25 protein-coding genes and 1 pseudogene are annotated in these 24,320 nt (G+C 73.2%); 19 read left to right on the top strand and 7 right to left on the bottom strand.

Annotation, left to right across the window (positions count from 1 at the left end; translation table 11 throughout):
• The first annotated feature begins 6 nt into the window (after positions 1 to 6).
• Together AC54T2_RS18975 and AC54T2_RS18970 are read left to right on the top strand one after the other, a co-directional pair.
• Positions 7 to 660 (top strand): GntR family transcriptional regulator, encoded by a 654-nt coding sequence (locus AC54T2_RS18975; protein WP_186342200.1) that lies wholly within the window; start codon positions 7 to 9, stop codon positions 658 to 660.
• A complete protein-coding gene (locus AC54T2_RS18970) occupies positions 657 to 1,379 on the top strand; it encodes a DUF1275 family protein (protein WP_489976905.1) in 723 nt (240 codons plus the stop codon). The genes AC54T2_RS18975 and AC54T2_RS18970 overlap by 4 nt, the downstream gene beginning before the upstream one ends.
• Before the next feature lie 8 nt (positions 1,380 to 1,387).
• On the opposite strand, the gene AC54T2_RS18965 is transcribed toward AC54T2_RS18970, so the two are convergent.
• The gene (locus AC54T2_RS18965; protein WP_186342202.1) at positions 1,388 to 2,041 is read right to left on the bottom strand and encodes a maleylpyruvate isomerase family mycothiol-dependent enzyme; all 654 of its coding nucleotides are present in this window, start codon (positions 2,039 to 2,041) and stop codon (positions 1,388 to 1,390) included.
• Positions 2,038 to 2,484, bottom strand: coding sequence for a MarR family winged helix-turn-helix transcriptional regulator (locus AC54T2_RS18960; protein ID WP_496666947.1), 447 nt, complete (start codon positions 2,482 to 2,484; stop codon positions 2,038 to 2,040). The genes AC54T2_RS18965 and AC54T2_RS18960 overlap by 4 nt, the downstream gene beginning before the upstream one ends.
• 110 nt (positions 2,485 to 2,594) lie before the next feature.
• On the opposite strand from AC54T2_RS18960, the gene AC54T2_RS18955 reads away from it, so the two are divergent.
• Positions 2,595 to 3,893 carry a FlgD immunoglobulin-like domain containing protein gene (locus AC54T2_RS18955; RefSeq protein WP_496666946.1) on the top strand — a complete coding sequence of 433 codons (1,299 nt, stop codon included), beginning with the start codon at positions 2,595 to 2,597 and terminating at the stop codon, positions 3,891 to 3,893.
• A 201-nt stretch (positions 3,894 to 4,094) separates the two neighbouring features.
• Here the strand turns inward: AC54T2_RS18955 and AC54T2_RS18950 are convergent, their stop codons facing one another.
• Positions 4,095 to 5,294: an MFS transporter gene (locus AC54T2_RS18950; protein WP_496666945.1), complete on the bottom strand. Its 1,200-nt coding sequence runs from the start codon at positions 5,292 to 5,294 to the stop codon at positions 4,095 to 4,097.
• A 51-nt stretch (positions 5,295 to 5,345) separates the two neighbouring features.
• On the opposite strand from AC54T2_RS18950, the gene AC54T2_RS18945 reads away from it, so the two are divergent.
• A complete protein-coding gene (locus AC54T2_RS18945; RefSeq protein ID WP_186342207.1) occupies positions 5,346 to 5,735 on the top strand; it encodes a MerR family transcriptional regulator in 390 nt (129 codons plus the stop codon).
• A 340-nt stretch (positions 5,736 to 6,075) separates the two neighbouring features.
• Here AC54T2_RS18945 and AC54T2_RS18940 read toward each other — a convergent pair whose 3' ends face one another.
• Positions 6,076 to 6,549, bottom strand: a complete 474-nt coding sequence (locus AC54T2_RS18940; RefSeq protein ID WP_496666944.1) for a MarR family winged helix-turn-helix transcriptional regulator — start codon at positions 6,547 to 6,549, stop codon at positions 6,076 to 6,078.
• A gap of 47 nt (positions 6,550 to 6,596) precedes the next feature.
• Here AC54T2_RS18940 and AC54T2_RS18935 point away from each other — a divergent pair, with 47 nt between their 5' ends.
• On the top strand, positions 6,597 to 7,436 hold the full coding sequence (locus AC54T2_RS18935) for an alpha/beta hydrolase (protein ID WP_496666943.1): 840 nt from the start codon (positions 6,597 to 6,599) through the stop codon (positions 7,434 to 7,436).
• A gap of 55 nt (positions 7,437 to 7,491) precedes the next feature.
• On the opposite strand, the gene AC54T2_RS18930 is transcribed toward AC54T2_RS18935, so the two are convergent.
• Complete coding sequence (locus AC54T2_RS18930; protein ID WP_206054354.1) at positions 7,492 to 7,830, bottom strand: winged helix-turn-helix transcriptional regulator; 339 nt, start codon at positions 7,828 to 7,830, stop codon at positions 7,492 to 7,494.
• Between the two features lie 94 nt (positions 7,831 to 7,924).
• Between AC54T2_RS18930 and AC54T2_RS18925 the strand changes: the two genes are divergently transcribed.
• From AC54T2_RS18925 to AC54T2_RS18885, 9 genes are all read left to right on the top strand, one after another.
• The gene (locus AC54T2_RS18925; RefSeq protein ID WP_206054355.1) at positions 7,925 to 8,521 is read left to right on the top strand and encodes a hypothetical protein; all 597 of its coding nucleotides are present in this window, start codon (positions 7,925 to 7,927) and stop codon (positions 8,519 to 8,521) included.
• Positions 8,522 to 8,818: 297 nt separating this feature from the next.
• A complete protein-coding gene (locus AC54T2_RS18920) occupies positions 8,819 to 11,689 on the top strand; it encodes a Na+/H+ antiporter subunit A (protein ID WP_496666966.1) in 2,871 nt (956 codons plus the stop codon).
• The gene (locus tag AC54T2_RS18915) at positions 11,686 to 12,177 is read left to right on the top strand and encodes a Na(+)/H(+) antiporter subunit C (protein WP_186342211.1); all 492 of its coding nucleotides are present in this window, start codon (positions 11,686 to 11,688) and stop codon (positions 12,175 to 12,177) included. Before AC54T2_RS18920 ends, AC54T2_RS18915 begins: the two co-directional genes overlap by 4 nt.
• Positions 12,174 to 13,868, top strand: coding sequence for a Na+/H+ antiporter subunit D (locus AC54T2_RS18910; protein ID WP_186342212.1), 1,695 nt, complete (start codon positions 12,174 to 12,176; stop codon positions 13,866 to 13,868). The genes AC54T2_RS18915 and AC54T2_RS18910 overlap by 4 nt, the downstream gene beginning before the upstream one ends.
• A complete protein-coding gene (locus tag AC54T2_RS18905) occupies positions 13,865 to 14,440 on the top strand; it encodes a Na+/H+ antiporter subunit E (RefSeq protein WP_186342213.1) in 576 nt (191 codons plus the stop codon). Before AC54T2_RS18910 ends, AC54T2_RS18905 begins: the two co-directional genes overlap by 4 nt.
• Positions 14,437 to 14,742, top strand: a complete 306-nt coding sequence (locus AC54T2_RS18900) for an MrpF/PhaF family protein (RefSeq protein WP_186342214.1) — start codon at positions 14,437 to 14,439, stop codon at positions 14,740 to 14,742. Before AC54T2_RS18905 ends, AC54T2_RS18900 begins: the two co-directional genes overlap by 4 nt.
• Complete coding sequence (mnhG, locus tag AC54T2_RS18895; protein ID WP_186342215.1) at positions 14,739 to 15,104, top strand: monovalent cation/H(+) antiporter subunit G; 366 nt, start codon at positions 14,739 to 14,741, stop codon at positions 15,102 to 15,104. The genes AC54T2_RS18900 and mnhG overlap by 4 nt, the downstream gene beginning before the upstream one ends.
• Before the next feature lie 77 nt (positions 15,105 to 15,181).
• Positions 15,182 to 16,021: an aldo/keto reductase gene (locus AC54T2_RS18890; protein ID WP_496666942.1), complete on the top strand. Its 840-nt coding sequence runs from the start codon at positions 15,182 to 15,184 to the stop codon at positions 16,019 to 16,021.
• 25 nt (positions 16,022 to 16,046) lie between these two features.
• Positions 16,047 to 16,775: a peptidylprolyl isomerase gene (locus AC54T2_RS18885; protein WP_186342217.1), complete on the top strand. Its 729-nt coding sequence runs from the start codon at positions 16,047 to 16,049 to the stop codon at positions 16,773 to 16,775.
• Here the strand turns inward: AC54T2_RS18885 and AC54T2_RS18880 are convergent.
• Together AC54T2_RS18880 and AC54T2_RS18875 are read right to left on the bottom strand one after the other, a co-directional pair.
• Complete coding sequence (locus AC54T2_RS18880) at positions 16,762 to 17,196, bottom strand: OsmC family protein (protein WP_489976895.1); 435 nt, start codon at positions 17,194 to 17,196, stop codon at positions 16,762 to 16,764. The genes AC54T2_RS18885 and AC54T2_RS18880 overlap by 14 nt on opposite strands.
• A gap of 82 nt (positions 17,197 to 17,278) precedes the next feature.
• On the bottom strand, positions 17,279 to 17,422 hold the full coding sequence (locus tag AC54T2_RS18875; RefSeq protein WP_186342219.1) for a hypothetical protein: 144 nt from the start codon (positions 17,420 to 17,422) through the stop codon (positions 17,279 to 17,281).
• 174 nt (positions 17,423 to 17,596) lie between these two features.
• Between AC54T2_RS18875 and AC54T2_RS18870 the strand changes: the two genes are divergently transcribed.
• From AC54T2_RS18870 to AC54T2_RS18850, 5 genes and pseudogenes are all read left to right on the top strand, one after another.
• Positions 17,597 to 18,421 carry a formate dehydrogenase accessory sulfurtransferase FdhD gene (locus tag AC54T2_RS18870; RefSeq protein ID WP_489976894.1) on the top strand — a complete coding sequence of 275 codons (825 nt, stop codon included), beginning with the start codon at positions 17,597 to 17,599 and terminating at the stop codon, positions 18,419 to 18,421.
• 69 nt (positions 18,422 to 18,490) lie between these two features.
• Complete coding sequence (locus AC54T2_RS18865; protein WP_496666941.1) at positions 18,491 to 19,684, top strand: exonuclease SbcCD subunit D; 1,194 nt, start codon at positions 18,491 to 18,493, stop codon at positions 19,682 to 19,684.
• Positions 19,606 to 20,214, top strand: a pseudogene (locus tag AC54T2_RS18860) (AAA family ATPase); the annotation flags it as partial. The gene AC54T2_RS18865 and the pseudogene AC54T2_RS18860, both read left to right, overlap by 79 nt.
• 969 nt (positions 20,215 to 21,183) lie before the next feature.
• Positions 21,184 to 22,671 (top strand): SbcC/MukB-like Walker B domain-containing protein, encoded by a 1,488-nt coding sequence (locus AC54T2_RS18855; RefSeq protein WP_496666965.1) that lies wholly within the window; start codon positions 21,184 to 21,186, stop codon positions 22,669 to 22,671.
• A gap of 22 nt (positions 22,672 to 22,693) precedes the next feature.
• Positions 22,694 to 24,214: a TldD/PmbA family protein gene (locus AC54T2_RS18850; RefSeq protein WP_496666940.1), complete on the top strand. Its 1,521-nt coding sequence runs from the start codon at positions 22,694 to 22,696 to the stop codon at positions 24,212 to 24,214.
• Positions 24,215 to 24,320: the final 106 nt, after the last annotated feature.

The raw sequence follows: 24,320 nt of genomic DNA, 5'->3' as shown, positions 1-24,320 counted from the left end.
GCACGGGTGAGCAGGCGCGCCGACCAGGTGCTCCGCGCGCTGCGCGCCGACATCGTCGCGGGCACCCACCCGGCGGGGACCCGACTGACCGAGTCGGAGCTGTGCGAGGCGTACGACGTCTCGCGGGTGCCGGTGCGCGAGGCGCTGCGCCACCTCGAGGCGGAGGGCTTCGTCACCAGCGTCGCCTACGCCGGCGTGCGGGTGGCGCACCTCGACAGCGACGAGGCGGCCGACATCTTCGCCGTGCGCAGCACCATCGAGGAGCTGACGGCGCGACGGGCCGCGGAGCGCTGTCGTACCCACCGTGACGACGACGAGGTGCGCCGGTTCGCCGACCTGCTGCGCGAGCTGGTGGCCGCCGGCCGCAGCGGCCTGGAGGCGCCCGGCCGCACCGACCTGCCGCCGCTCAACACCCGGTTCCACCTGGCGATCGCCGAGTTCGCCGGCAACGCCTCGCTGCTCGGGCTGCTGCGCCAGATCGGCGGCAAGGTCGAGTGGCTCTACGGGATGGACGTCGCCGCGCGTGGCGAGCACTCGTGGCAGGAGCACGACGAGATCGCGGAGGCCGTCCTCGCCGGGCACCCGCGCAAGGCGGCCGGGCTGATGCGGCAGCACGTGCACAACTCCCTCGACGGCTACCTGCGACGGCACACGCGATGAGTGGGGCAGCCGGTCCGTCCGGCCCGGACGGCCTCTCCACGGCGGCGATGCTGGTGCTCTCGTTCGGCACCGGCGTGCTGGACGCCGCCACCTACCTCGGGCTCGACCAGGTCTTCACCGCCAACATGACCGGCAACGTGATCTTCGTCGGCCTCGGGCTCGCCGACGCCGAGGACGTGCCGCTGCTCCGCGCCGCCGTCGCGCTCGTGGGCTTCGCGATGGGCGCCATCCTGGCCGGAACCGTGCAGCGCGGGCACCACGCCCGCCCCAACGCCGACGTGGTGGCCGCGAGCCTGCTGATGGCCTGCGCGCTCACGGTCGGTGGCTCCGCACTCGTGCTCCATCTGGTCGACCCCGGCGCGACCGTCTTCGACCTGCTCGCCGGCGCCCTCGGGGCCGCGATGGGCGCCCAGGCCGTCGCGGCCCGTCGCGTCGCGGTGGGCGACGTGTCGACCGTGGTGGTGACGTCGACGCTCGCGGGGTTGTTCGCCGAGGCGGCGTGGACCGGCGGCACCGCGGGACGCGCCACGACCCTGCGCAGGGCCGGGGCGGTGGGCACGATGTTCGGTGGCGCCGTGGTCGGCGCCTTCACGTTGCGGGCCGGGGTGGCTCTCCCGGTGGCGATCTCGTCGGGGCTCCTGCTCGTCGTCGCGTCGACGATGGTCGTACGCGTGGTGCGGGACCGGCGCCGAGACAGCCTCGACGCGGCCACCGGCTGATCGGCGGCTCAGCCAGGCGCGAGTCGGCGCCGGAGCACCTCGAGGCCGTCCCCGGAGAGGTCGTCCAGCGCCACCGCTCGACCCGACGCCGCCATCGTCAGTGCCTCGGCGCGGCCATGGACCGGGAGACCGTCGCCGAACGATCCCCCGAGATCGGTCGGCACGAGGCTCAGTCCGTCGAGCAGGCCCGGTGGCACGAGGGCCGGAGCCACCGCGGGGGAGGTGTAGTAGTCGAGCAGGGCCGCCCAGTGGTCGCCCGGGACGTCGGCGTCCAGGCCCAGCGGTCGGGCGATGTCGCGCAGGTGGACGCAGGTCTCCGCGAGCTGGCCCCACGGGCCGACGCGCGGCGGCGCCACCCGGTCGGAGGCATGCTGACGCAGCAGGCCCACGATCTCGGACGGTCCGAGCCGTCGCCCCAGCTGCCTGGCGAAGTGGTCGACCGTCGCATCGGTGTCCCCGCGCCGGCGAAGCGCGGCGAGCACGAACCGGGGGAACGTCACGTAGGCGTGCTGGAGCAGGTGCGCTCCCACCACGTGCACCGACCACCCGTCGCACAACGTGTCGGCCGACCACCGGGAGCGGGGGAGGGCGTCGAGCAGATCGGCGAGGCGCACGCGATTCTCACTGGTCGCCGCGAAGATCCAGGCGTCATCGCGTGTCATGCCGCGGCGGCCTTCGCCCGGACGTCACGGAGGAGGGCCGCCAGCACCCGAGAGGCGATCAGCAGCTCCGAGCTGCTGCACTCGTCCGCAAGACCGGCGAGCTCGAGCATCTCGGCGGCGCGCACCCGCTCGAACGCGCCGGCTCCGTCGCCGGTGAGCCTCACCAGCACGGACCGTCGATGGGTCGGGTTGGGGTGCGTCTCCACATGCCCACGCTCGACGAGATCGTTCACATGTCGCTGCACGGCCTGCCGCGGCAGGTCCAGGAGCCGCCCGATGGTGGGCACAGTGGCATCGCCCCGCTCGGCGAGCACCTCCACCACGGCACGCATGCCCAGCGTCCAGCCCTCCCTCCGCACCCGCCTCTCCACGACCCGCCCGGAGCTGAGGACCAGCGGTCGCACGTGACGGAGCACGTCGTACACGAGCTCGGATCGGGTCATGACAACAATGATGTCATATGAGGGCACGGGTCTCCGGCCGCTGGAAGGACCACCAGCGCACGCCGGTCAGGAACGGTTGGGATCGTCTGGCTCTGGGTAGCATCCGAGTCATGAAGCGTCCGGTTCCCTGGACGGTCCTTGCCGCTCTCACTGCTCTCGGCGCCGTGCTGGCCGCCGCTCTCGCCGTGCCCGCCCAGGGCACGGGAACGCGGGTGTCCGCCCCCGACGTGAAGGCCATCGCTCCGTTCTCCCCGAACGGAGACGGCGACAGCGACGTGGCCCGCGTTCGGTACGACGTCGCGACAGCCGGGCCGGTGACCATCCTGGTCCAGGACGATCGAGAGCGCGCTCTCCTGCGCCGCCGCCTCGGCACCGTCGGGAAGGGGTCACACGTGTGGACCTGGGACGGACGCGGCACGGGCGGGCGTCGTCTGCCCGGCGGGATGTACTGGGTCGTGGTCCGTGGCCCGGGCGGGGCCAGCGAGCCGGAGCCCGTGGAGATCGACCGGGTGTACAGCGCGGGCCCCACGAAGGTGTCCCTCGGCGGTCTGGACGAGGGCCCGGCGGCGCAGGCCGTGCTCTACCCCCGCAGTACGGCGGTCCGCGACGCGCTCGTCTTCCATCCGCGGGTCGAGCCTCGGCTGCGGCGTGGTCGGCTCGTCGTGACGGCACCGAGCGGTGAGGTGGTTCTGCGCGCGACGCTGCCTCGCACCGCCGGCTTCCCGAGGGTCCGCTGGGATGGCCGCGACGGCAGGACCGGGCGTCCGCTCCCACCGGGCGCCTACCGCGTCGACGTACGGGGAACGGACCGCGTGGGCAATCAGGGCTCCGCGCCGCGGGTCACGGTGCGGCTCTCTGGGGAGCGACTGGTCTGGATCGAGCAGACGCGTCAGGTGGTCCCGCAGGACGTGACCCACGGCTCGACCTGCGGCACGTGGTCCGCCTCGAACGGGTGCGGTGACTATGAGCCCTGCGGGCCGGTCGTGCCCAGTGCGCTGTTCCCCGGCGGCCTCAGCCACCAGGGTGTCGCCGCGTGCAGCACGCCGTTCTACGGGAGCCCCGGCGCCGAGACGGACAGCTGGTTCGGCGTGCCCCAGGCGGTCCGGGGGGTCGCGGCGCTGCGCATCGCCTTCACCGGTGCGCCGACGCACGCCGGCGAGGCGGACCCCGGCACCCTCTCGGCGTTCAGCTACGCCACGTCCTCTCGCGTCACCGTGACGTCGGCGACGGGCGGCTCCACCGGCTGGGTCCGCGAGCCGTGGGGTGGAAACGGTGCGTCGGCCGACCCGGTGTACGGCACGCCGCGGATGCCGCCGTCGGCGCTGTGGTCGTTCAGCACGTCCGGGAGCGACTCCTTCGACGTGGCGTCGTACACGGTCGACCTGCGCTACCTCGGACTCGCCGGCTGACGACGGTCTCTACGGGAGTACTCGCGTCTGTTCTTGCGCCCGTACCTTGTTCGCCGATAACTGACATTATGTCACTCTCCGTGTTTCGGAGCACCAGATGGGACCAGGTCGTCTCCGGTTGATCCCCTACCCCGCCGACAGTCACCAGACCGCTGACCGCTGAGGTCGACGTGACAACAAGTTGATGGGCCGCCACCGGGCTCAACGGCGGGCCGGGGCCTCGCGCATGGGCGCCGCCGAGACGATCAGGCCGGCCGCCGTTGCCCCGATGACGGCCGCCGCGGCGTACGGCAAGGCGCCCGGTCCGGCGACCGCGACGGTGACGCCGCCCATGCCCGCACCGGCGGCGATGCCCAGGTTCAGCACGGTGATGCCGAGCGCACTGACCGTCGTTTCCCGGCCCGGTGGCGCCGAGCGAAGCAATCGGGTCTGGAACACCGGAGGGAGCAGACCCATCAGGAGGCCCCACGCCGTGATGGCCGCGACGGCGGCCGGGGTGCTCTGGGCGACGAGCCGGAGGGAGAAGGCGCTCAGCGCGAACGCGACCGCGACCCAGGTGAAGGCGTGCGTGGGGTGGCGATCGGAGATCGACCCGGCGAGCAGCGTGCCCACGACCCCGGCCGCCCCGAACACGAGCAGAAGTGCTGCCCTCGAACGTGAGCCGAAGTGCCCGAGGTCCTCCAACAGAGGCGAGACGAACGTGTACAGCGCGAAGTGCCCCGTGAGGATCAGCCCTCCTGCCGACGAGAGCAGCACGACACTCCTGTACCCGGACGCCTGCGGAGCTCGGTCCTGGCCGGGGCGAGTGGCGTCAGGAAGGCGAAGCAGTGCGGCCACACCCGCCGCAGCCAGGAGAAGCAGCGCCAGGGCGCCGAAGGACACGCGCCAACCGAGGGCCGATCCAACCGCCGCACCGAGCGGAATGCCGACGATGCCTGCCACCGACGGTCCGGCCAGGACGACCGAGATGGCCCGACCGGCCTTCTCGGGTGGCACGAGCGCCGCCGCGATCGGCACCAGCAAGGACCAGAACAGGCCGTGCGCCACCGCCGCCGCCACTCGCCCTGCGACAGCGACCTCGAACGTCGGCGCCGACGCTGTCACCAACGTCGCCAGCGACAGCACGAGCAAGATCGATGGCACCAGCACCTGCTGCATGATGCGGCGCGTCACTCGCACCATCGGGAGGCTCGTCGCCGCCACGGTCAGCGCCCAGGCAGCGACCACGAGTCCTGATTGAGCCCTCGACACCTCCAGATCGCGAGACAGCTCGAGCAGCAGGCTCGCCGGCATGAGCTCCGCCGTCACCGTGGCGAAGGCGGTCGCGGAGAGGAAGATCAAGGGACGCAGCGGGAGCTGGAAGTCCCGCGTCGAGCCCCGGCCGTTGTCTGAGGATGTCACGCCACCAGACGCTAAAGTCTGACACCGGTGTCAGGGTCAAGGAGGATGCGCATGCGAATCGGAGAGCTCTCCCAGCGCACCCAGGTGTCGGTGCGGATGCTGCGCTACTACGAGCAGCAGGGCTTGCTCGCGCCAGGTCGAGAGCGCAACGGTTACCGCTCCTACACAGAGGACGACGTCGAGCGCGCAACGCTTGTCAGCAGCCTCATCCGTTCTGGCCTTCCTACTCGTCTCATCGGCGTGCTGCTCGAGAGGTCCCGGTCGGTCGACGTCGGGGCCGACACCGAGGTGCGGGCACTCCTCGGCGAGGAGGCCGAGCGGCTCGAACGCCGCATCGCCTGCCTCACGCTCAGCCGGGACGCCGTGCGCGACTACCTGCGGCGGGCCAACGGCAGAACGCTGCTGCGCACCCCGGCTGGTTCACCTCCCTCTTCGGGCTGACCCACCCACTTGCCTCCGCCCCGTCAGGGCGAGTGGCACTGCGATGGCCGGGACAGCAGGCCAATCGCCCGAGGGCGTTCACGGCTGCGCCTCAGAGCGTGACCGGCTACGCCGATGTGCGTGAGCCCCACCGCCCCTCGGCGGACGACGCTTCAGCCGAGCCGGGCGACGATCGGTGCCTCGACGATCGACGAAAGGCACCGCATGTCCGAGCGGCCCACCGCCGCCGACCCCTCCTCCCCCAGCGCCGTGCCGCGGCTGGGGCGCACGACCCAGCGCCACCGCGGGCGACCCGGCGCGGCGCCCGCCCCGCGCAGTCCCCCGGCGTAGGTCGCCCTCGTCAGAGGGCCGCCAAGGAGGAGCGCAGATCCCGGAGCGTGCGTCCCAGGCGCTGCAGCTCGGCCGGTTCGACGCCTGAGGCCGCGAAGACCTCAGCAGTGATGCGGTCGAGCAACGGCTCGAGGTCGTCGAGGGCCGCTCGGCCCGACGTGGTCAGCTCGAGGATCGACGAGCGCCCGTCCTCGGGGTGGGGCAGGCGCTCCACGAGTCCGTCCCTGACCTGGCGATCGACCGCCTTGCTCGCCGCACCGACAGTGATGCCGAGCTGGCCGGCCACGTCGGCGACCCGGCAGCCGGGCACCCGCGCGACCGCGCGCAGCACCTCGAGCCTGCCGAGGCCGTGCCCGCCCGCGGACCGGAGACGAGCGTCGACGACCGCGTAGAGCCGCACCTCGACACGGACGAGGTCGTCGAGCAGCCGCGCCCCGTCCACCTCCCCCGGAATAGATTCCCGGGAATCCGCTTTATCTTCCATGGAATGCATCTTCCCATGCCTACCCCGACCCCACCCCAGGAGAACCGATGGACCAGAAGTCGCTCGCCGGGATCCGCTCCTTCTACGCCTCCTTCGGCCACCGGCCGCTGCCCGAGGGCACCCGCACCACCGAGACCACCATCGGCGGCGTGCCGGCCGTCGCCATCACGGTGCCGGGGTCCGAACCGCCGGCCGGGACGCTGCTCTACCTGCACGGTGGCGGATACGCGGTGGGCTCGGCGCACACGGGCGTCCCGCTCGCCGCCGCGCTCGCCGCGCGGGCCGGGCTGCGCGCCGTCTCCCTCGACTACCGACTCGCTCCGGAGGCCCCCTTCCCCGCCGCGACCGACGACGTGCTCGCGTCCTACCGTCAGCTGCTCCTCGACGTCGACCCGGCGCGCCTGGTGCTCGCGGGCGACTCGGCGGGTGGCGGACTCGCGCTGGCGACCGTGGTCGCCGCGCGCGACGCCGGGCTGGACCTCCCGGCCGGCGTGGTCGCGTTGTCCGGATGGTTCGACCTCACGCTCTCCGGGGCGAGCCTGACGGGCAAGGAGGAGGCCGATCCGGTCTTCGACGCCGCCGACATCATGGCGTACGCGGAGACCTACCTCGCCGGAGGCGACGGCAACGACCGGCGCGCGAGCCCCCTGCTCGCCGACCTGCGGGGACTGCCCCCGCTCCTGCTCCAGGTCGGCTCGCGGGAGGTCCTGCTCGACGACAGCACCCGCCTCGCCACCCTCGCCGCGACCGCGGACGTCGACGTCGCGCTCGAGGTGTACGCGGGCGCCACCCACGTCTTCCATCACGACCACCTCACCGACCCCACCGCCGCGCGGGCGGTCGACTCGGCAGCGGCGTTCCTCACCCGGCAGGTCGGGCGTCGCTGAGCAGGCCCGGGCCGGCAAGGGCGCACCCGCCGGCACGGGTCCGGTGTGGAGCGGATCAGGCGACCACCCGACCGCACGCCATCGCATCGTCGCGGGTCGGCCCGCCGGTGCGCTCGAGGTGGGACTCCCCCCACAGCCGGACGCTCTCCACGACCGGCAGCACCGTGGCGCCGTAGGGCGTCAGGCGGTAGACGACGGGTGCGGGCACCGGCCCGGTCTCGGTCCGCTCGACCAGTCCGTCGGCCTGCAGCTCGCGGAGCTGCTCGGCAAGCACCTTCGGTGTGATCGGCTCAGCGTGGCGGCGCAGTCCGGCGAAGTGCGACTCACCGTGCGCCAGCCAGTAGATCAAGGTCAGCTTCCACTTGCCGCCGACCGCCGCGAACGCCGCGGCCATCGGACACCCGGGCAGTGGGTTGGGCCGCGACGAGTGGGCGTTACCTGAAGGTGCGTTCTTGTCCATGGTCTCGCTCCGCTCGGATGCTCGGTCTATGAACCTCTCCCTCAGAAGGATCCTGGCACCTCGGCGGATGCTGGTCACCGCCCTCGCGGCGGTCCTGTTGACCGCGACGGCCGCCACCGGGCAGCCCGCGGCGCCCGTCCCTGCCGCCGCCACGTCAGACGGGCGCCATGACTTCGACTGGGAGCTCGGGGTGTGGCGCACCGACGTACGCGTGCTGGCCGATCCGCTCTCCGGGTCGGAGGAGTGGCTGCGGTTCCGGGGGCGGAGCGTCGTGCGAGCGTTGATGGGCGGTCGGGCCAACGTCGTCGAGCTCGACGTCTCCGGCGAGGCGGGCCGCATCGAGGGCCTCAACCTGCGTCTGTACGAACCGCAGGCCGATCGCTGGAGCTCGACATTCGTCAACATGCGTGACGGCCTCCTCACGCCATCGGTCTACGGCGGCTTCCGCGACGACGGGGTCGGCGAGTTCTACGGCCAGGACCAGCTCGACGGACGATCGATCGAGGTGCGGTTCCTCGTCTTCCGCATGGGCCGCGACACCGCGCGGTTCGAGCAGGCGTTCTCCGACGACGGCGGCGTGACCTGGGAGACCAACTGGATCGCCGTCGACCGGCGGATCCGGTAGCCGGGCCGACTCCAGCGTGCGTGGCCGGGACCACACCCCTGACGGGGTGAGCCGCCTCACGATCACCCCAACGGGGGGTCGCGGGTCGCTATTCTGGTCTCAGACCCCGACCGCTCCTCCCCCGTAGCGGCCGGGGTCCTCCATCTCCGAAGCCCCCGTCCGACGGGGCGCGATCACCGAAGATGGGGTCCGTCCCCCATCTTTGTCCGCCGGCGCCCGCACGGGCGTGATCGGGTCGAGAGCGCCTGTACGGTTGGGGATACCCGCCACCGACGACGAGGACCCCCGCTTGTGCTGATGCTGATCGCCGTGCTGCTGGCGGCGGCAGTGGCATCGCCGTGGCTCGTGCTGCGTGCCGGACGGCGCGTGTTCCTGGCCCTGGCGGCGGTACCTCTCGCCGGTGCGATCTGGGTCGCCGCGCAGACGCCCGCCGTGCACGACGGCGAGATGCTCGTCGAGGTGCATCCGTGGGTCGGCAGCATCGGCATGGATCTCGCCTTCGCCATGGGCACCCTGCAGTGGCTGATGGCCCTCATCGTGCTCGGCATCGGTGCGCTCGTCCTCGGCTACTGCGCCTGGTACTTCGACGACGACGACGACGGCGTGCCTCGCTTCGCGGGCGTGCTGGTGGCGTTCGTGGCCTCGATGCTGGGCCTCGTCCTGGCCGACGACCTGCTGCTGCTCTACGTGTTCTGGGAGCTGACCACGGTCTTCTCCTTCCTGCTGATCGGTCACGACTCGGCCCGGCGGGCCAGTAGGCGCGCCGCCATCCAGGCGCTCGTGGTGACGACGCTGGGCGGCCTGGTGCTCCTCGTCGGCGCGATCCTGGTCGGCCACTCCGCCGGGACCTACCGCATCTCCGAGATCCTCGCCGACCCGCCCACGGGCGTGGCGGTGACTCTCGGCGTGCAGCTCCTCCTTGTTGGGGCGATCAGCAAGTCGGCCCTCCTCCCCTTCCACTTCTGGCTGCCGTCCGCGATGGCGGCGCCCACCCCCGTGAGCGCCTACCTGCACGCGGCGTCCATGGTGAAGGCCGGCGTCTACCTCGTCGCGCTGCTCGCGCCCGCCTTCGCCGCCGTGACGGGCTGGCGCACCATGCTGGTCGTCCTCGGCCTCGCGACCATGGTGCTCGGCGGGGTCCGCGCCCTGCGCCAGCACGACCTCAAGCTGCTGCTCGCCTACGGCACCGTGAGCCAGCTCGGCTTCCTGGTGCTCGTGCTGGGCACCGGCACCCGCAGCGCGATGATGGCCGGCCTGGCGCTCCTGCTCGCCCACGCGCTGTTCAAGGCGACGCTCTTCCTCGTCGTCGGGATCATCGACCACAGCACCGGCACCCGTGACCTGCGCGAGCTGACCGGCCTGGCCCGCCGGATGCCCGTCCTCGCCGGTGCCGCGGCCCTCGCCGCCGCCTCGATGGCCGGCGTCCCGCCGCTCCTGGGCTACGTCGCCAAGGAGAGCGTCCTGGTCGCCCTCGTCGACGTCGCCCGCGACGGTGACGGCACGGGGATCACCACGGCCAACGGATGGCTGCTGGTCGCCGGCGTGGTCGTCGGCTCCATCCTCACCGCGGCCTACTCCGCGCGGTTCCTGTGGGGCGCGTTCGCCAACCGCGACGTCGCGTCCCCTCCGTCGGTCCACTCCCCCTCCGCCGCCTTCGTCGCCGCGCCCGTCGTGCTGGCCGCCCTGTCGCTCCTGCTCGGCGCCTCCGGCGGGCCGCTCACCTCGCTCCTCGCGGGGCAGGCCGACGCGTTCCCGCCCGGGGCCCACGAGCCCGAGCTCACCCTGTGGCACGGCACGGGGCTGCCACTGCTGCTGACGGCGATCACGCTCGCCGCCGGCGCCGTCCTGTTCGTCGCCCGCGAGCCCGTCGCCCGCCTCCAGGCCGCCCTTGCCCATGACTGGAGCCTCGAACGCGCCTACCGCGGCGGGATGCGGCTGCTCGACCGCACCGCGGTCGAGGTCACCGGTGTGGTCCAGCGCGGCTCCGCGGCGGCCTACCTCGGCATCATCCTCGTCGTCCTCGTGGTGCTTCCCGGCTCGACGCTCCTCGGCGGCCTCGGCGACGTCGACGTGCAGGCGTGGGACAACCCCGCCCAAGCCGTCATCGGCGTCATCATCGTCGCCGCCGCCGTGCTGACCGCCCGGTCGCGCCGCCGCATCCGGGCCGTGCTGCTCGTCAGCGTGACGGGCTACGGCACGGCACTGCTGTTCGTCCTCCAGGGAGCCCCCGACCTCGCCCTCACGCAGGCGCTCGTCGAGACGCTGACCGTGGTGGTGTTCGTGCTGGCCCTGCGCCGGCTGCCCGAGTACTTCACCGACCGCCCGCTCACCGCCCAGCGCTGGGTCCGCATGGCACTGGGGCTCGCAGTGGCGGTCGTCGTCGCCGGGTTCCTCCTCATGGCGGGCGCGGCGCGCGTCAGCGACCCGGTCTCGCTGACGCTGCCCGAGCAGGCGCTCGAGTTCGGCGGCGGAGGCAACATCGTCAACGTCATCCTCGTCGACACCCGCGCGTGGGACACGCTCGGCGAGCTCTCGGTGCTGGTGGCGGCGGCCACCGGTGTGGCCAGCCTGGTCTACGTCAACGCCCGCGGAGCCGACATCCGCCGCGTCCACGACATCCCGTTCCCCGTGGGCGTCAAGAAGGTCGCGACGTCCCCCGGTCGACGAGCCTGGCTCCCGGGCTCGCGCACCTTGGCGCCCGAGAAGCGCTCGATCGTCTTCGAGGTCATCGTCCGGCTGCTCTTCCACACGCTGATCGTGATCTCGGTCTACCTCCTGCTTGCGGGGCACAACGCCCCGGGCGGCGGCTTCGCGGCCGGCATGACCACCGGTCTGGCCCTCGTGATCCGCTACCTGGCCGGCGGCCGCTACGAGCTCGACGAGGCCGCGCCGGTGGACGCCGGGCGCCTGATCGGCGGCGGACTCGCCGTCGCCGCGCTGGCCGCGCTGCTGCCCCTGGCGTTCGGCGGCGTCGTGCTGCAGTCCGCGGTCATCGACCTGCACGTGCCGCTCCTCGGCGACCTGCACCTGGTCTCGTCCGCCCTCTTCGACGTCGGCGTCTACCTCGTGGTCGTCGGGCTCGTCCTCGACCTGCTGCGCGCGCTCGGGTCCCACATCGACCGCGACATCCAGCGCGAGCTGCGCCGCACGGAGACGGAGAACGCATGACCGTCAACCTCACCCTCGTCCTCATCGCGGCGTCGCTGCTCGGCTGCGGCGTCTACCTCGTCCTCGAGCGCAGCCTGTCTCGGGTGCTCATCGGCCTCGTCATGATCGGCAACGGCGTCAGCCTGTCCTTCATGGTGGCCGGCGGTCCCGCCGGCCGGGCGCCCATCGTGACCAAGGGCGGCGACACCACGGGCCTCACCGACCCCCTGCCCCAGGCGATGGTGCTCACGGCCATCGTCATCACCCTCGCCACCACCGCGTTCGTGCTGGCCATGGCCTACCGCAGCTGGCAGCTCAACGGGCACGACGACGTGCAGGACGACATCGAGGACGACACCATCCGCAGGCTCGCGCATCGCGACGTCACGTCCGAGGCCTACGACGCCACCACCTCCGACTTCCCCGGCGACGACTCCAGCGGCGACCTCGGCCAGGGTCCCGACGACGACCCGCTGGCCGCCGACGCCGCCGAGATGAGGTCACAGTGAACGCCCTCGTCCCGCTCCCGGTGCTGCTGCCGATCCTCGGCGCCGGCGCGTCGCTCGCGCTGCTGCACCACCCGCGCATCCAGCGTTGGCTCGCCCTCGGCGTGCTCAGCGTCGTCGTCGTGGTCGCCGCGGTGCTGCTCTACCAGGCCGACCAGCACGGTCCGCAGACGGTGTGGATCGGCGCCTGGCCGGAGACCATCGGCATCGTCCTGGTCGCCGACCGGCTCGCCGCGCTCATGCTCCTCGTCAGCGCCGTCGTGACACTCGCGGTCCTCGCCTACTCGGTCGGGCAGGGCATGACCGAGGACGAGGAGGGTGCGCCGATCTCGATCTACCACCCGACCTTCCTGGTGCTCGTCGCGGGCGTGGCCAACGCGTTCCTCGCCGGCGACCTGTTCAACCTGTTCGTCAGCTTCGAGATGCTGCTGTTCGCCAGCTACGTCCTGCTGACCCTCGGCGGCACCGCGGCGCGGGTGCGGGCCGGCACGATCTACGTGCTGGTCAACCTGCTCTCCTCGACCCTGTTCCTGATCAGCCTGGCGGTCACCTACGCCGCCACCGGGACGCTCACCCTCGCCCACCTGGCCGAGCGGCTCGCGGAGCTGCCCGACCACGTGTCGTTGATGATCCAGCTGCTGCTGCTGACGACGTTCGCGATCAAGGCGGCCGTGTTCCCGCTGTCGCTGTGGCTGCCCGACAGCTATCCGACCGCCCCCGCGCCGGTCACCGCGGTGTTCGCCGGGTTGCTGACCAAGGTCGGCGTCTACGCGATCCTGCGCATGCAGACCCTCCTCTTCCCCGACAGCCCGCTGACCGGCCTGCTGCTGTGGGCGGCGCTGCTCACGATGATCATCGGCATCCTCGGCGCCATCGCCCAGTCCGACATCAAGCGCATGCTGTCGTTCACTCTCGTCAGCCACATCGGCTACCTCATCCTCGGCATCGCGCTCGACAGCCGGGCGGGCACCGCGGGCACGACGTTCTACGTCGTCCACCACATCACCATCCAGACGGCGCTCTTCCTGGTGCTCGGCCTCGTCGAGCGGCGAGCCGGCAGCACGGCCCTGATGCGCATCGGCGGGCTCGCGCGCCTCGCCCCGGTGCTGGCGGTGCTGTTCTTCGTGCCGGCGATGAACCTCGCCGGCATCCCGCCGTTCTCCGGGTTCATCGGCAAGGTCGGGCTGTTCCAGGCGGCCCAGCTCGACGGCAGCCCGCTCGCCTGGACGCTCGTCGCCGCCGGCGCCGCGACCAGCCTGCTCACGCTCTACGCGGTCGCCAAGACGTGGACCGTCGCGTTCTGGCGCACGCCGCGCGAGGCCCACGAGGCGCTCGAGGCCATCGGTGACACCGGCGGCGACCCGATCCCCGGCTACGACAGCCAGCCCGCCCTCCAGCACCGCGGGCACGTGCACACCGCGTCGGGCAGCGTGTCGAGGCGCGACATCGAGGAGGCGCGACGCCTCGGCGACGACAACGAGCCCGACCGCGACTTCTACACCCTGATCCAGGCAGGCGAGGACAGCCGCACCTCGCCGCTGGGCATGCTGCTGCCGGCCAGCGGCCTGGTCGTGGCCAGCGTGCTGCTGACGGTGATCGCCGGACCGCTCTACGCGCTCGGCGACCGTGCGGCCGTCGACCTGCACGAGCGCACGCCCTACCTCTCCTCCGTCCTCACCGAGGACCAGCCATGAGCCCGGTGGTGCGCACCCGCCCCGACGGCAGCACCCGGCCCGCGCGGCACCGGGCCGTCCAGCCGCGTGCGGTCGCCTGGCTGCTCGTCGTGTGGCTGGCGATGTGGGGCGACGTGACGCCGCTCCTCGTCGTGGGCGGGGTGATCGTGGCGGTCCTGGTCTGCCTCGCCTTCCCGCTGCCCCCGATCGACCTGGGCTCGCGCGTACGCCCGATCCCGCTGCTCGGCGTGATCGCCCACTTCCTGGCCGAGATCGTGCGGGCCAGCATCGAGGTGGCCGGGGTGGTCCTGCGCCGCCGGCCGGTGCGCAACGCCGTCGTGGCGGTCGACCTGGAGACCGAGTCCGACTTCCTGTTGACCCTGGTCGCGTCGATGCTCTCCCTCATCCCCGGCTCGGTGGTCGTCGAGGCCCGACGCTCGACCCACACGCTCTACCTGCACGTGCTCGACGTGCCCGACGCGGAGGCGGCCGAGACGTTCCGCCGCACCGCGCTCGACCTGGAGCAACGGCTCCTGCACGCGCTGCCGCTCCGGACGCCCACCCCCGCACCGACCCCGCAGGAGCAGCCATGACCCTCGTGCTCGTGCTCGCGGCGGGGCTGCTCGCGGCCGCCGCCGGGCTGCTGCTCGTCCGGCTCACCATCGGACCGACGATCCTCGACCGCAGCGTCGCGCTCGACGTGATCGTCGCGGTGACCGTCTCCGCGACGGGCCTCTACGTCGCCCACAGCGGCACCACGTACGCCCTCCCGATGCTGGTGGTCCTCGCGGGCTGCGGCATGGTCGGCGCCGTCAGCGTCGCGCGCTACGCCAGCCGCAGCGACGACATCGAGGCCGGCGACCGCGACGAGAGCAGCACGGGGGGTGCCCGATGAGCTGGACCGACGTCGCCGACGTGGCGGCCGCCGTGTGCATCCTGCTGGGCGCGCTGCTCGCCCTCGTCGCCGCGATCGGCGTCCTGCGGCTGCCCGACCTCCTCAGCCGGATGCACGCGGCCACCAAGCCCCAGGTGCTCGGCACCATGCTGGTGATGACCGGCGTCGCCCTCCGGCTCCGCGAGCCCAGTGTGGTGGGCGTCCTCGCGCTGATCGTGCTGCTGCAGATGGCGACGAGCGTGGTGACCAGCCACATGGTCGGGCGCGCGTCGTTCCGCGCCGGGCAGGTGCGCCACGACCTGCTCGTCGTCGACGAGCTCACCGACGGTCCGGCCCACGAGGAGCCCCGCGGCGCGCCCTGACCGGCGCCCTGACCGGCGCCGCGTCCTCGGGCGCACCCCCCTGCGCCCCCGCCCGCCTGCGGCCTACGGTGGGACGCATGGCTGACACCCCGACCTACACCCTCAACGACGGCACGACGATCCCCGCGATCGGCTTCGGCACCTATCCGCTGGTCGGCGACGACGGCACCGCGGCGGTCCTCTCCGCCATCGAGACGGGCTACCGCCTGATCGACACGGCGGTCAACTACGACAACGAGACCGAGGTCGGCGAGGCCATCCGTCGCTCGGGCGTCCCCCGCGACGAGCTCGTCGTGACGACCAAGATCCCGGGCCGGCACCACGACTACGACGACGCCATCGCGTCCGTGCGCGAGTCGCTCGACCGCCTCGGCCTCGAGCGCACCGACCTCCACCTGATCCACTGGCCCAACCCGAGCCAGGGCCGGTACGTCGAGGCGTGGCGCGCCCTGGTGCAGCTGCAGCAGGACGGGCTGGTCCGCTCGATCGGTGTCTCCAACTTCACCGAGGAGCACCTCGCCCGCATCATCGACGACACCGGCGTCACGCCGGCGGTCAACCAGATCGAGCTGCACCCGCGCTTCCCGCAGGAGCACATGCGCGAGGTCCACGAGCGGCTCGGCATCCGCACCGAGGCGTGGAGCCCGATGGGCAAGCGTCGCGCGCCGCTGACGGAGGACGCCGTCCGGGGGGCCGCCGAGGCGCACGACGTCTCGCCGGGCCAGGTCATCCTGCGCTGGCACGTCCAGCTCGGCTCACTGCCCGTCCCCAAGTCCGTCGACCCGGCCCGCCAGGCGCAGAACCTCGACGTGTTCGGCTTCGAGCTCACGGACGACGAGATGGCCGCCATCTCGCGTCTCGGGGAGTCCGACGGGCGCCTGTTCGGCGGCGACCCGGACACCTATGAGGAGATGTGACGAGGGGCTCGTTACGATCGTGGGCATGCTGAAGCGACTCGCCACTGTGGCCGCCTGCCTGTCCGTCCTCGCCCTCGCCGGCTGCGGCAACGAGGCCGACCAGAGCGCGGACGACCCGGCCGCCGACTCCACCAGCGAGTCGACGAGTGAGTCCCCCAGCGAGTCCCCCAGCGAGTCGGCGTCGGGCAAGACGACCACCTGCGAGTACCCCGAGGACGGCCAGGAGCCGGCCCGCGACGTCGAGCCCCCCGAGGCGGAGGCGCTGGCCGACGGCACCGTGCCCGCGACGATCATCACCAACTTCGGCGACATCGGGCTGACCCTCGACGCGGGCTCGGCCCCCTGCACCGTGAACTCGTTCGTGTCGCTGGCCGAGCAGGGCTTCTACAACGACACGCCCTGCCCGCGCATCGGCGACCAGGACGGCTTCGGCATCCTGCAGTGCGGCGACCCGACGGGCACCGGCTCCGGCGGCGCCGGCTACTCCTTCGCCGACGAGCTGAGCGGTGACGAGACCTACCCGGCGGGCACCCTCGCGATGGCCAACGCCGGGCCGGACACCAACGGCTCGCAGTTCTTCCTGGTCTTCCGCGACTCGCAGTTCCCGCCGAGCTACACGGTGTTCGGCACGATCGACGAGGCCGGACTCGAGGTCATCGACAAGATCGCCGCCGAGGGCAACGACGGCGCCCACCCGGCTGGCGGCGGCGCGCCCAACAAGGACGTCACCATCGAGACCGTCACGGTCGGCTGACGGGCTCGTAGACCACGTCCTCGCCGAGCTGCACGGTCCGCGAGACGGTGCAGAGCCGGTCGCGGGACATCTCGATCGCCGACTGCACCCGGTGGCTCGCGGCGTCGCCGTCGGGGCCCTCGGGGAAGGCGATGTCGAACGACACGCGGATCCCGGTCAGGTGGTTGCCGTCGGCGTCGCGCACCTTGCGGCCCTCGGCGTGGACGTCGAACGTCGTGCTGCTCGTCTGCTTGTGGGTGATCGCCTCGACGTCGAGCGCGCTGCACCCGGCGATGGCGGCGAGCAGCAGCTCGACCGGGGTGAAGTCGGGGTCCGCTCCCCCGGTGCCGAAGTAGGTCTCACCGCCACGCGCGTTGGTGGCCTTGAACCTGGCGGGCCCGATCCGGGTGATCTCGACGCTGCGCACCGTGTCGTCCGTCATGACGACCACCCTGCCAGAGCGGCGCTCGGGCAGGGTGCGGGTCCACGACGGTGTGGACGGCGGGCCGTGTGCCCGCGGGGACTCAGCGGGTGCCGCGGCGCGCGGCGCGACGGGCGCGGCGCTCTTCGCGACGGGCGATCTCCACGTTGCGCAGGAGGGCGCGGTCCTCGGCGGCGCGCGCACGCGAGTCGACGAGGCTGAGCGCGAGGTGCAGCTGCGGGTTCATGGAGTTTCGTTCCTTGTCCGAGGGCATCCGACCCTCACGTTCGAACAGTGGATGTAAGAAGTTGTCGCTCCGTTGCGACCCTTACAGCATACGGAGCCGGACACGACGCGCCCCCATCGGCGCCGGCGTGATCTCGCCCACTCGCCCGCCCGCGCGGGAGGTAGGTTCGAAGGCGTGACCATCGAGCGATCGCGACGCCCCGGACCCTCGGTCCGCACCCGCGTCGTGGAGCACGCCTCGGGCTCCGAGACGGCCCGTGAGGACCGCCTGATCACCGAGGAGCCGCTCGAGATCCGGGTCCGGTCGGGCGCGCTGGCGCCCAGGCGGGCGTGGGTGACCATGCGCACCCCCGGCCACGACTTCGAGCTCGCCGCGGGGTGGCTGGTCGCCGAGGGCCTGGCCCGCCCCGGGTCGATCGCCCAGGTCGCCTACTGCACGGACGCCGACCTCGCGCCCGAGCAGGAGTACAACGTCGTCACCGTGACCGTGTCGGGTGAGCCCGTGGTGCCGCACCGCCACGACGCCGCCTCCTCGGGCTCGTCGGCGTGCGGTGTGTGCGGCAAGGACAGCATCGCCGACGCCCTCGCCACCCGGACGAGCGCTGCCTGGGCCGGCGCCCGCCCCGACGCCTCCGTCGTCCGCCGCCTCCCGGACGCGCTGCGCGAGCGACAGACGCTCTTCGCGCGCACCGGCGGCGTTCACGCCGCAGGCCTCACCGACGCCGACGGCGCGCTGCGGGTGGTGCGCGAGGACGTCGGTCGCCACAACGCCGTCGACAAGGTCATCGGCGCCCGCGTGCTCGCCGGCGAGGCCCCCGCCGCCGCGTGCCTGGTCCTGAGCGGACGGGTGGGCTTCGAGCTGGTGCAGAAGGCTGCGGCCGTCGGCATCGGCTCGATCGCAGCGGTGGGCGCCCCCACGAGCCTCGCCGCCCGCCTCGCCGACGAGGCCGGCATCGACCTGTGGGGGTTCACCTCGGCGGGCCGCACCGTGCGCTACTGAGCGGCGTCTCACGTCGCGCCGGCGGCGTGGGGCCGCGGCCGTGTCGGTGCCGCGATCTACGGTCGTGCCGTGCGCATCCTCCACACCTCCGACTGGCATCTCGGGAGGTCCTTCCACCGCGAAGGACTCCTGGGCCACCAGGGTGCGTTCGTCGACCACCTCCTCGAGGTGGTCGCGGCGGAGCGGGTCGACGTCGTCGTGGTCTCCGGCGACGTCTACGACCGCGCCCTCCCCCACGTCGACGCGGTCGCGCTCGCCGACGAGGCGTTCGCCCGGCTCGCGGCCTCCCGCGCCCGCGTCGTGGTGAGCAGCGGCAACCACGACAGCGCCCGCCGCCTCGGCTTCGGCTCGCGGCTGATGGACGCCGCCGGCGTGTTCGTCCGCACCGACGCCTCCTCGGTCGGCACGCCGGTCGTGCTCGCCGACGAGCACGGCGACGTGGCGTTCCACGCGATCCCCTACCTCGACCCGTCCGCGCTGCTCGAGCCCTGGGCGCTCGGGCGCCGCAGCCACGAGACCGCACTCACCGAGGCGATGAGGCGGGTGCGCGCCGACCTCGACGCCCGCCCCGCCACGACGCGCAGCGTGGTGCTCGCCCACGCCTTCGTCGCCGGCGCCACGCCGTCGGAGTCCGAGCGCGACATCAGCGTCGGGGGCGTCTCCCGGGTCGCCACCAGCGTCTTCGACGGCATCGACTACACCGCGCTCGGACACCTCCACGGCCCCCACGTCCTGGCCGACGGCCTCCGCTACTCCGGCTCGCCGCTGGCCTACTCCTTCTCCGAGGCCGACCAGGCCAAGGGGTCGTGGCTGGTCGAGCTCGGCGCGCGCGGCCTGCGCTCCGCGACCTGGATCGACGCGCCGGTGCCCCGGCGGCTGGCCCGGATCACCGGCACCCTGACCGACCTCCTCGCCGACCCGACCCTCGCCGTCCACGAGGACGCCTGGGTGCAGGCCGTCCTCACCGACGACCGCCGCCCCGCCCGCGCGATGGAGCAGCTGCGGCGACGCTTCCCCCACACCCTCGTGCTGCAGTTCCCCACCCCCGCCGCGCAGGTCGGCGCGCCCGCCCGGCCGGCCGACGGCACCAGCGACCACGCCATCGCCCTCGACTTCGTCCAGCACGTGCGCGGGTCCCGGGCCACCGACGCCGAGTCCGCGCTGCTGCGCGAGGCGATCGACGCGTGCTGCCACGATCCCGACCAGGACGTCCTCGTCGGCGCGGCGGCCGGTCCGACGCCGGCCCCGGGTGGTGCCGGGTGAGGCTGCACCACCTGCACGTCGTCGGGTTCGGCCCGTTCGCCGCCCCGGTGTCGATCGACTTCGACGCCCTCTCCGACGCCGGCCTGTTCCTGCTCAGCGGGCCCACCGGCGCTGGCAAGTCCAGCATCCTCGACGCGGTCTGCTTCGCGCTCTACGGCGACGTCCCGGGCGACCGGGCCACGGCCAAGCGACTGCGCTCCGACCACGCGAGCGACGACGTGGTCCCGCGGGTGGTGCTCGAGGCCACCCTGTCCGGACGACGGTTCCGCATCGACCGGTCCCCTGCCTGGACCCGGCCCAAGAAGCGCGGCTCCGGCACGACCACCGAGCAGGCGCGCGTGGTGATCTCCGAGCGGCGCGCGGCGCCGGACGGCCGCGGGGAGCACCTCTGGCACCCCCTCAGCACCCGCCTCGACGAGACCGGTCACCTCGTCACGCGCTTGGTCGGCATGACGCTTCCGCAGTTCTGCCAGGTGGCGCTGCTGCCGCAGGGCCGCTTCCAGGCCTTCCTGCGCGCCCGCTCGGAGGAGCGCCACGCCCTGCTGCAGCAGGTCTTCCAGACCGGACGCTTCGACCGTTCCGAGCGGTGGCTGCGCGATCGCCGGGTCGAGCTGCGCCGCACCTCCGAGGCCCACCGGACCACGGTCGCCGACCTGGTGAGCCGCGTCAGCGAGGTGGGCGGCGACGCGGCCCCCGACGACTGGACGTCCGACCCGGCGGGCCTCGGCGCGTGGATCGCCGCACTGACCGAGGCCACCACCGCGAGCGCGGACGCGCAGTCGGCCCGCGTCGAGGCCGCGGTCGCCGCGGAGAGCGCCGCCGCCGAGGCGCGGGCCACCGGCACCGAGCTCCATCGCCTCCGCGCCACCCACGCCGCCGCGCGCCGGGACTGGGCCGACCTCGAGGACGCCACGCCCGACCACGACCTCCGGCGCAGCCGGGTCGAGCGGGCCCGGCGTGCCGCCTCGGTCCGCTCGCTCCACGACCTCGCGGTGTCCTCGCACGCGCACGTCGACGACCTCGACCAGCGACGAGCACGCGCCCTCGACTCGCTCGCCGAGGTGCTCGCCACGACCGACCTCGACGACCTCCGGGTGGCCGAGCACCATCGGGCCGCCACCCGCGCGCTCGCCGACCTCGCCCGCGTCCGGCCGCTCCAACTCGAGGCGACCGACCTGGCTGACGAGCTCGCCCGCGCCCGGCGACGCCGTGACGACGTCGCCGCCGACCTCACCCGCCTCGACGCGCGCGCGGCGCTCGTGCCCGCCGCGGTCGCCGAGATCGAGCCTCGCGTCGTCGCCGCCCGTGAGTCCGTGGCGGTCGCCGACACGCTCGACCGGGAGCTCGCGGTGATCGGCACGCGACTGCGCGCCGCGAGGTCGGCCGAGACGCTGGCGACGGGCCTCGCCGAGGCCGAGCAGGCGCTCGCCGATGCCACCGGTGCCCGGCTGCTGGCCCGCGAGGCACTCGTCGAGATCCGCGAGCAGCGTCTCGACGGGATGGCGGCGGAGATCGCCCGCAAGCTCGCCGTCGGCGCCTGCTGCCCCGTGTGCGGCTCCGCCGACCACCCCTCCCCCGCGGCCGCCGCGCCGGGGGCGCCCGACGAGGCGAGCGAGCGCGAGGCGCGCCGGGAGGTCGACGACCTCGAGGTCGTCGTCGAGGCGCACGCCCAGCAGGTCCGCGGGTTGGAGTCCCAGCTCGCCGCGGCGCTCGCCGAGGCGGGAGGCACGCCCGAGCGCCTGCTCGCCGACGAGCGCGACGTGCGGGCACGCCGCGACACCGCCCGCGCCGACGCCGCGACGCTCCAGCTGCTCACCGATCAGCTCGCCGCCCTGCGCGAGGAGCAGGAGTCCCTCGCCCGCCGGCGCGAGACGCTGACCGAGACCGCGGCGCGCCTCGACACCGAGGCGGCGGTGCTCGCGGCCCGCGTGGAGTCGCTCCGCGAGCAGGTGGGGGCCGTCGTCCCCGAGGGGTCCGACCTCGACGACCTGCTCACCCACCACCAGCGGGTCGAGCAGCTCGCCCAACGCTGCACCGACCTCGCAGCCGAGTGCGCGCGGGCCCGCGCCACGGCCGCCAGTGCCCAGGACGCGGCCGACCGGGCGGCCGCGCGGGCCGGGTTCGCGTCGTCCGACGACGGGGCCGCCGCCTGGCTGCCCGAGTCCGACCTCGCCCGGCTCGAGCACGAGGTGCAGCGCCACGAGCGCGAGGTGACCCGGGTGCGCGACCTCCTCGCCGACGAGACGCTCCAGCAGGCGAGCGAGGCCGATGCTCCCGACCTCGATGCCCTCGACCTCGCCCATCAGCGGGCCACGGAAGCGGTCGGGCAGGCCCGCCACGAGGCCGCTCGGCTGCACGAGCAGGGACGACGCCTGCGCGACCTCGGAGCCGAGATCGAGGGAGCCCTCGCCTCGTGGGCGCCGGTCCGTGACGACCTCGACCTCGTCACCGACCTCGCGGCCCTCGTCGAGGGCAAGCACGCCGACAACCGCCACCAGATGCGGCTCTCCGCCTACGTCCTCGCGCACCGGCTCGGACAGGTGGTCGAGGCCGCCAACCTCCGGCTCTCCACGATGAGCGACCAGCGCTACTCCCTCGTCCACTCCGGCCAGCGCGGTGCCGGGGAGCGGCGCGGCGGGCTCAGCCTGCTGGTGCGCGACGACTGGACCGGCGACAGCCGCGATCCCGCGACGCTCTCCGGCGGCGAGACGTTCGTCGTGTCGCTGGCGCTGGCGTTGGGCCTCGCCGACGTGATCACCCAGGAGGCGGGCGGCACCGACCTCGACACGCTCTTCGTCGACGAGGGCTTCGGCTCGCTCGACGCCGAGACGCTCGAGGACGTGATGGACACCCTCGACACCCTGCGCGACGGCGGGCGGGTCGTCGGCGTGGTCAGCCACGTCCCCGAGCTCCAGACCCGCATCCCCACCCAGCTGCGGGTCCACCGCGGCCGCAACGGCAGCCACACCTCGCTCTCCCTCGCCTGACCGACTCGGCTAGGTTCGTGCCATGAGTGCGCCCGGGCTCGACCCGACCTTCAGCGAGCTGCCCCACCGCCGCCTCGGCGACGTGGCCCTGGCCCGGGCCGCCGAGCTCGGCGCCAGCCACGCCGACTTCCGGTTCGAGCGCAACCGCTACCAGTACCTCGGGGCCCGCGACGGCGTGCTCCAGACGGCCAGCGACGCCGAGGACGTCGGCTTCGCGGTCCGCGTCGTCCACGACGGGGCCTGGGGCTTCGCGTCCGGGGTGGTGCTGACCGACGACGAGGCGCGCCGCGTCGCGGAGACCGCCGTGACGGTGGCCAAGGTCGCCGCCGCGATGACCACGACCCCGGTCGAGCTCGCCCCCGAGCCGGTGCACGACGACGTCACCTGGGTCTCCGGCTACGACCTCAACCCGCTCGAGGTGCCCACGCGGGACAAGGGAGCGCTGCTGGTCGACTGGACCGAGCGGCTGCGCGCCGGGGCGGCCGTCGCGCACGCGACCGCCTTCCTGCAGCAGGTCCAGGAGAACAAGTACTACGCCGACCTGTCCGGCACCCGCACCACCCAGCAGCGGGTGCGCCTCCAGCCGGGCTTCGAGGCGACCGGCGAGGACGCGCAGACCGGGATCTTCGACTCGATGGCCTCCATCGCCCCACCGGTCGGCCGCGGCTGGGAATACCTCACCGGCGGCCACTGGGACTGGGACGCCGAGCTCGCCGAGGTGCCCGAGCTGCTCGCGGAGAAGCTCACGGCACCCACCGTCGAGGCCGGCACCTACGACCTGGTCGTCGACCCGTCCAACCTGTGGCTCACGATCCACGAGTCGATCGGTCACGCCACCGAGCTCGACCGCGCGCTCGGCTACGAGGCCAACTACGCCGGCACCTCGTTCGCGACCTACGACAAGCTCGGCACCCTGCGCTACGGCTCGCCCGTCATGAACGTGCGCGGCGACCGCACCCAGGAGCACGGCCTGGCCACCGTCGGCTACGACGACGAGGGCGTGGAGACCCAGGCCTGGGACATCGTCCGCGACGGCGTCCTGGTGGGCTACCAGCTGGACCGCTCGATGGGCCACCTCAAGCCCGAGCTCAACGGCGGCCGCTCCAACGGCTGCGCCTACGCCGACTCCCCCGGCCACATCCCGATCCAGCGGATGGCCAACGTGTCCCTGATGCCGGGCACCGACGATCTCGGCACCGACGACCTCGTCTCCCGCGTGGAGCGGGGCATCTACGTGGTCGGCGACAAGTCGTGGTCGATCGACATGCAGCGCTTCAACTTCCAGTTCACCGGCCAGCGGTTCTACAAGATCACCGACGGCCGGCTCGACGGCATGCTCCGCGACGTCGCCTACCAGGCGACGACCACCGACTTCTGGGGCTCGATGGAGGCCGTCGGCGGTCCCGACACCTGGGTCCTCGGCGGCGCCTTCAACTGCGGCAAGGCCCAGCCCGGCCAGGTCGCGGCGGTCAGCCACGGCTGTCCGAGCGCTCTCTTCCGCGGGGTCAACATCCTCAACACCATGGACGAGGCGGGCCAATGACCATGTGTTCTCTGTCGGCAGGCGCGGACGACCGAGACGCACCCACACGAGGCTGAGCGCTCGAGTGTAGTTCCACGTCACGTGGGTACAGCCGTACCAGGCGGAA

The organism is Nocardioides sp. Z35_8 (genome assembly GCF_059621125.1).
This window is presented reverse-complemented; position numbering and strand designations above follow the sequence as displayed.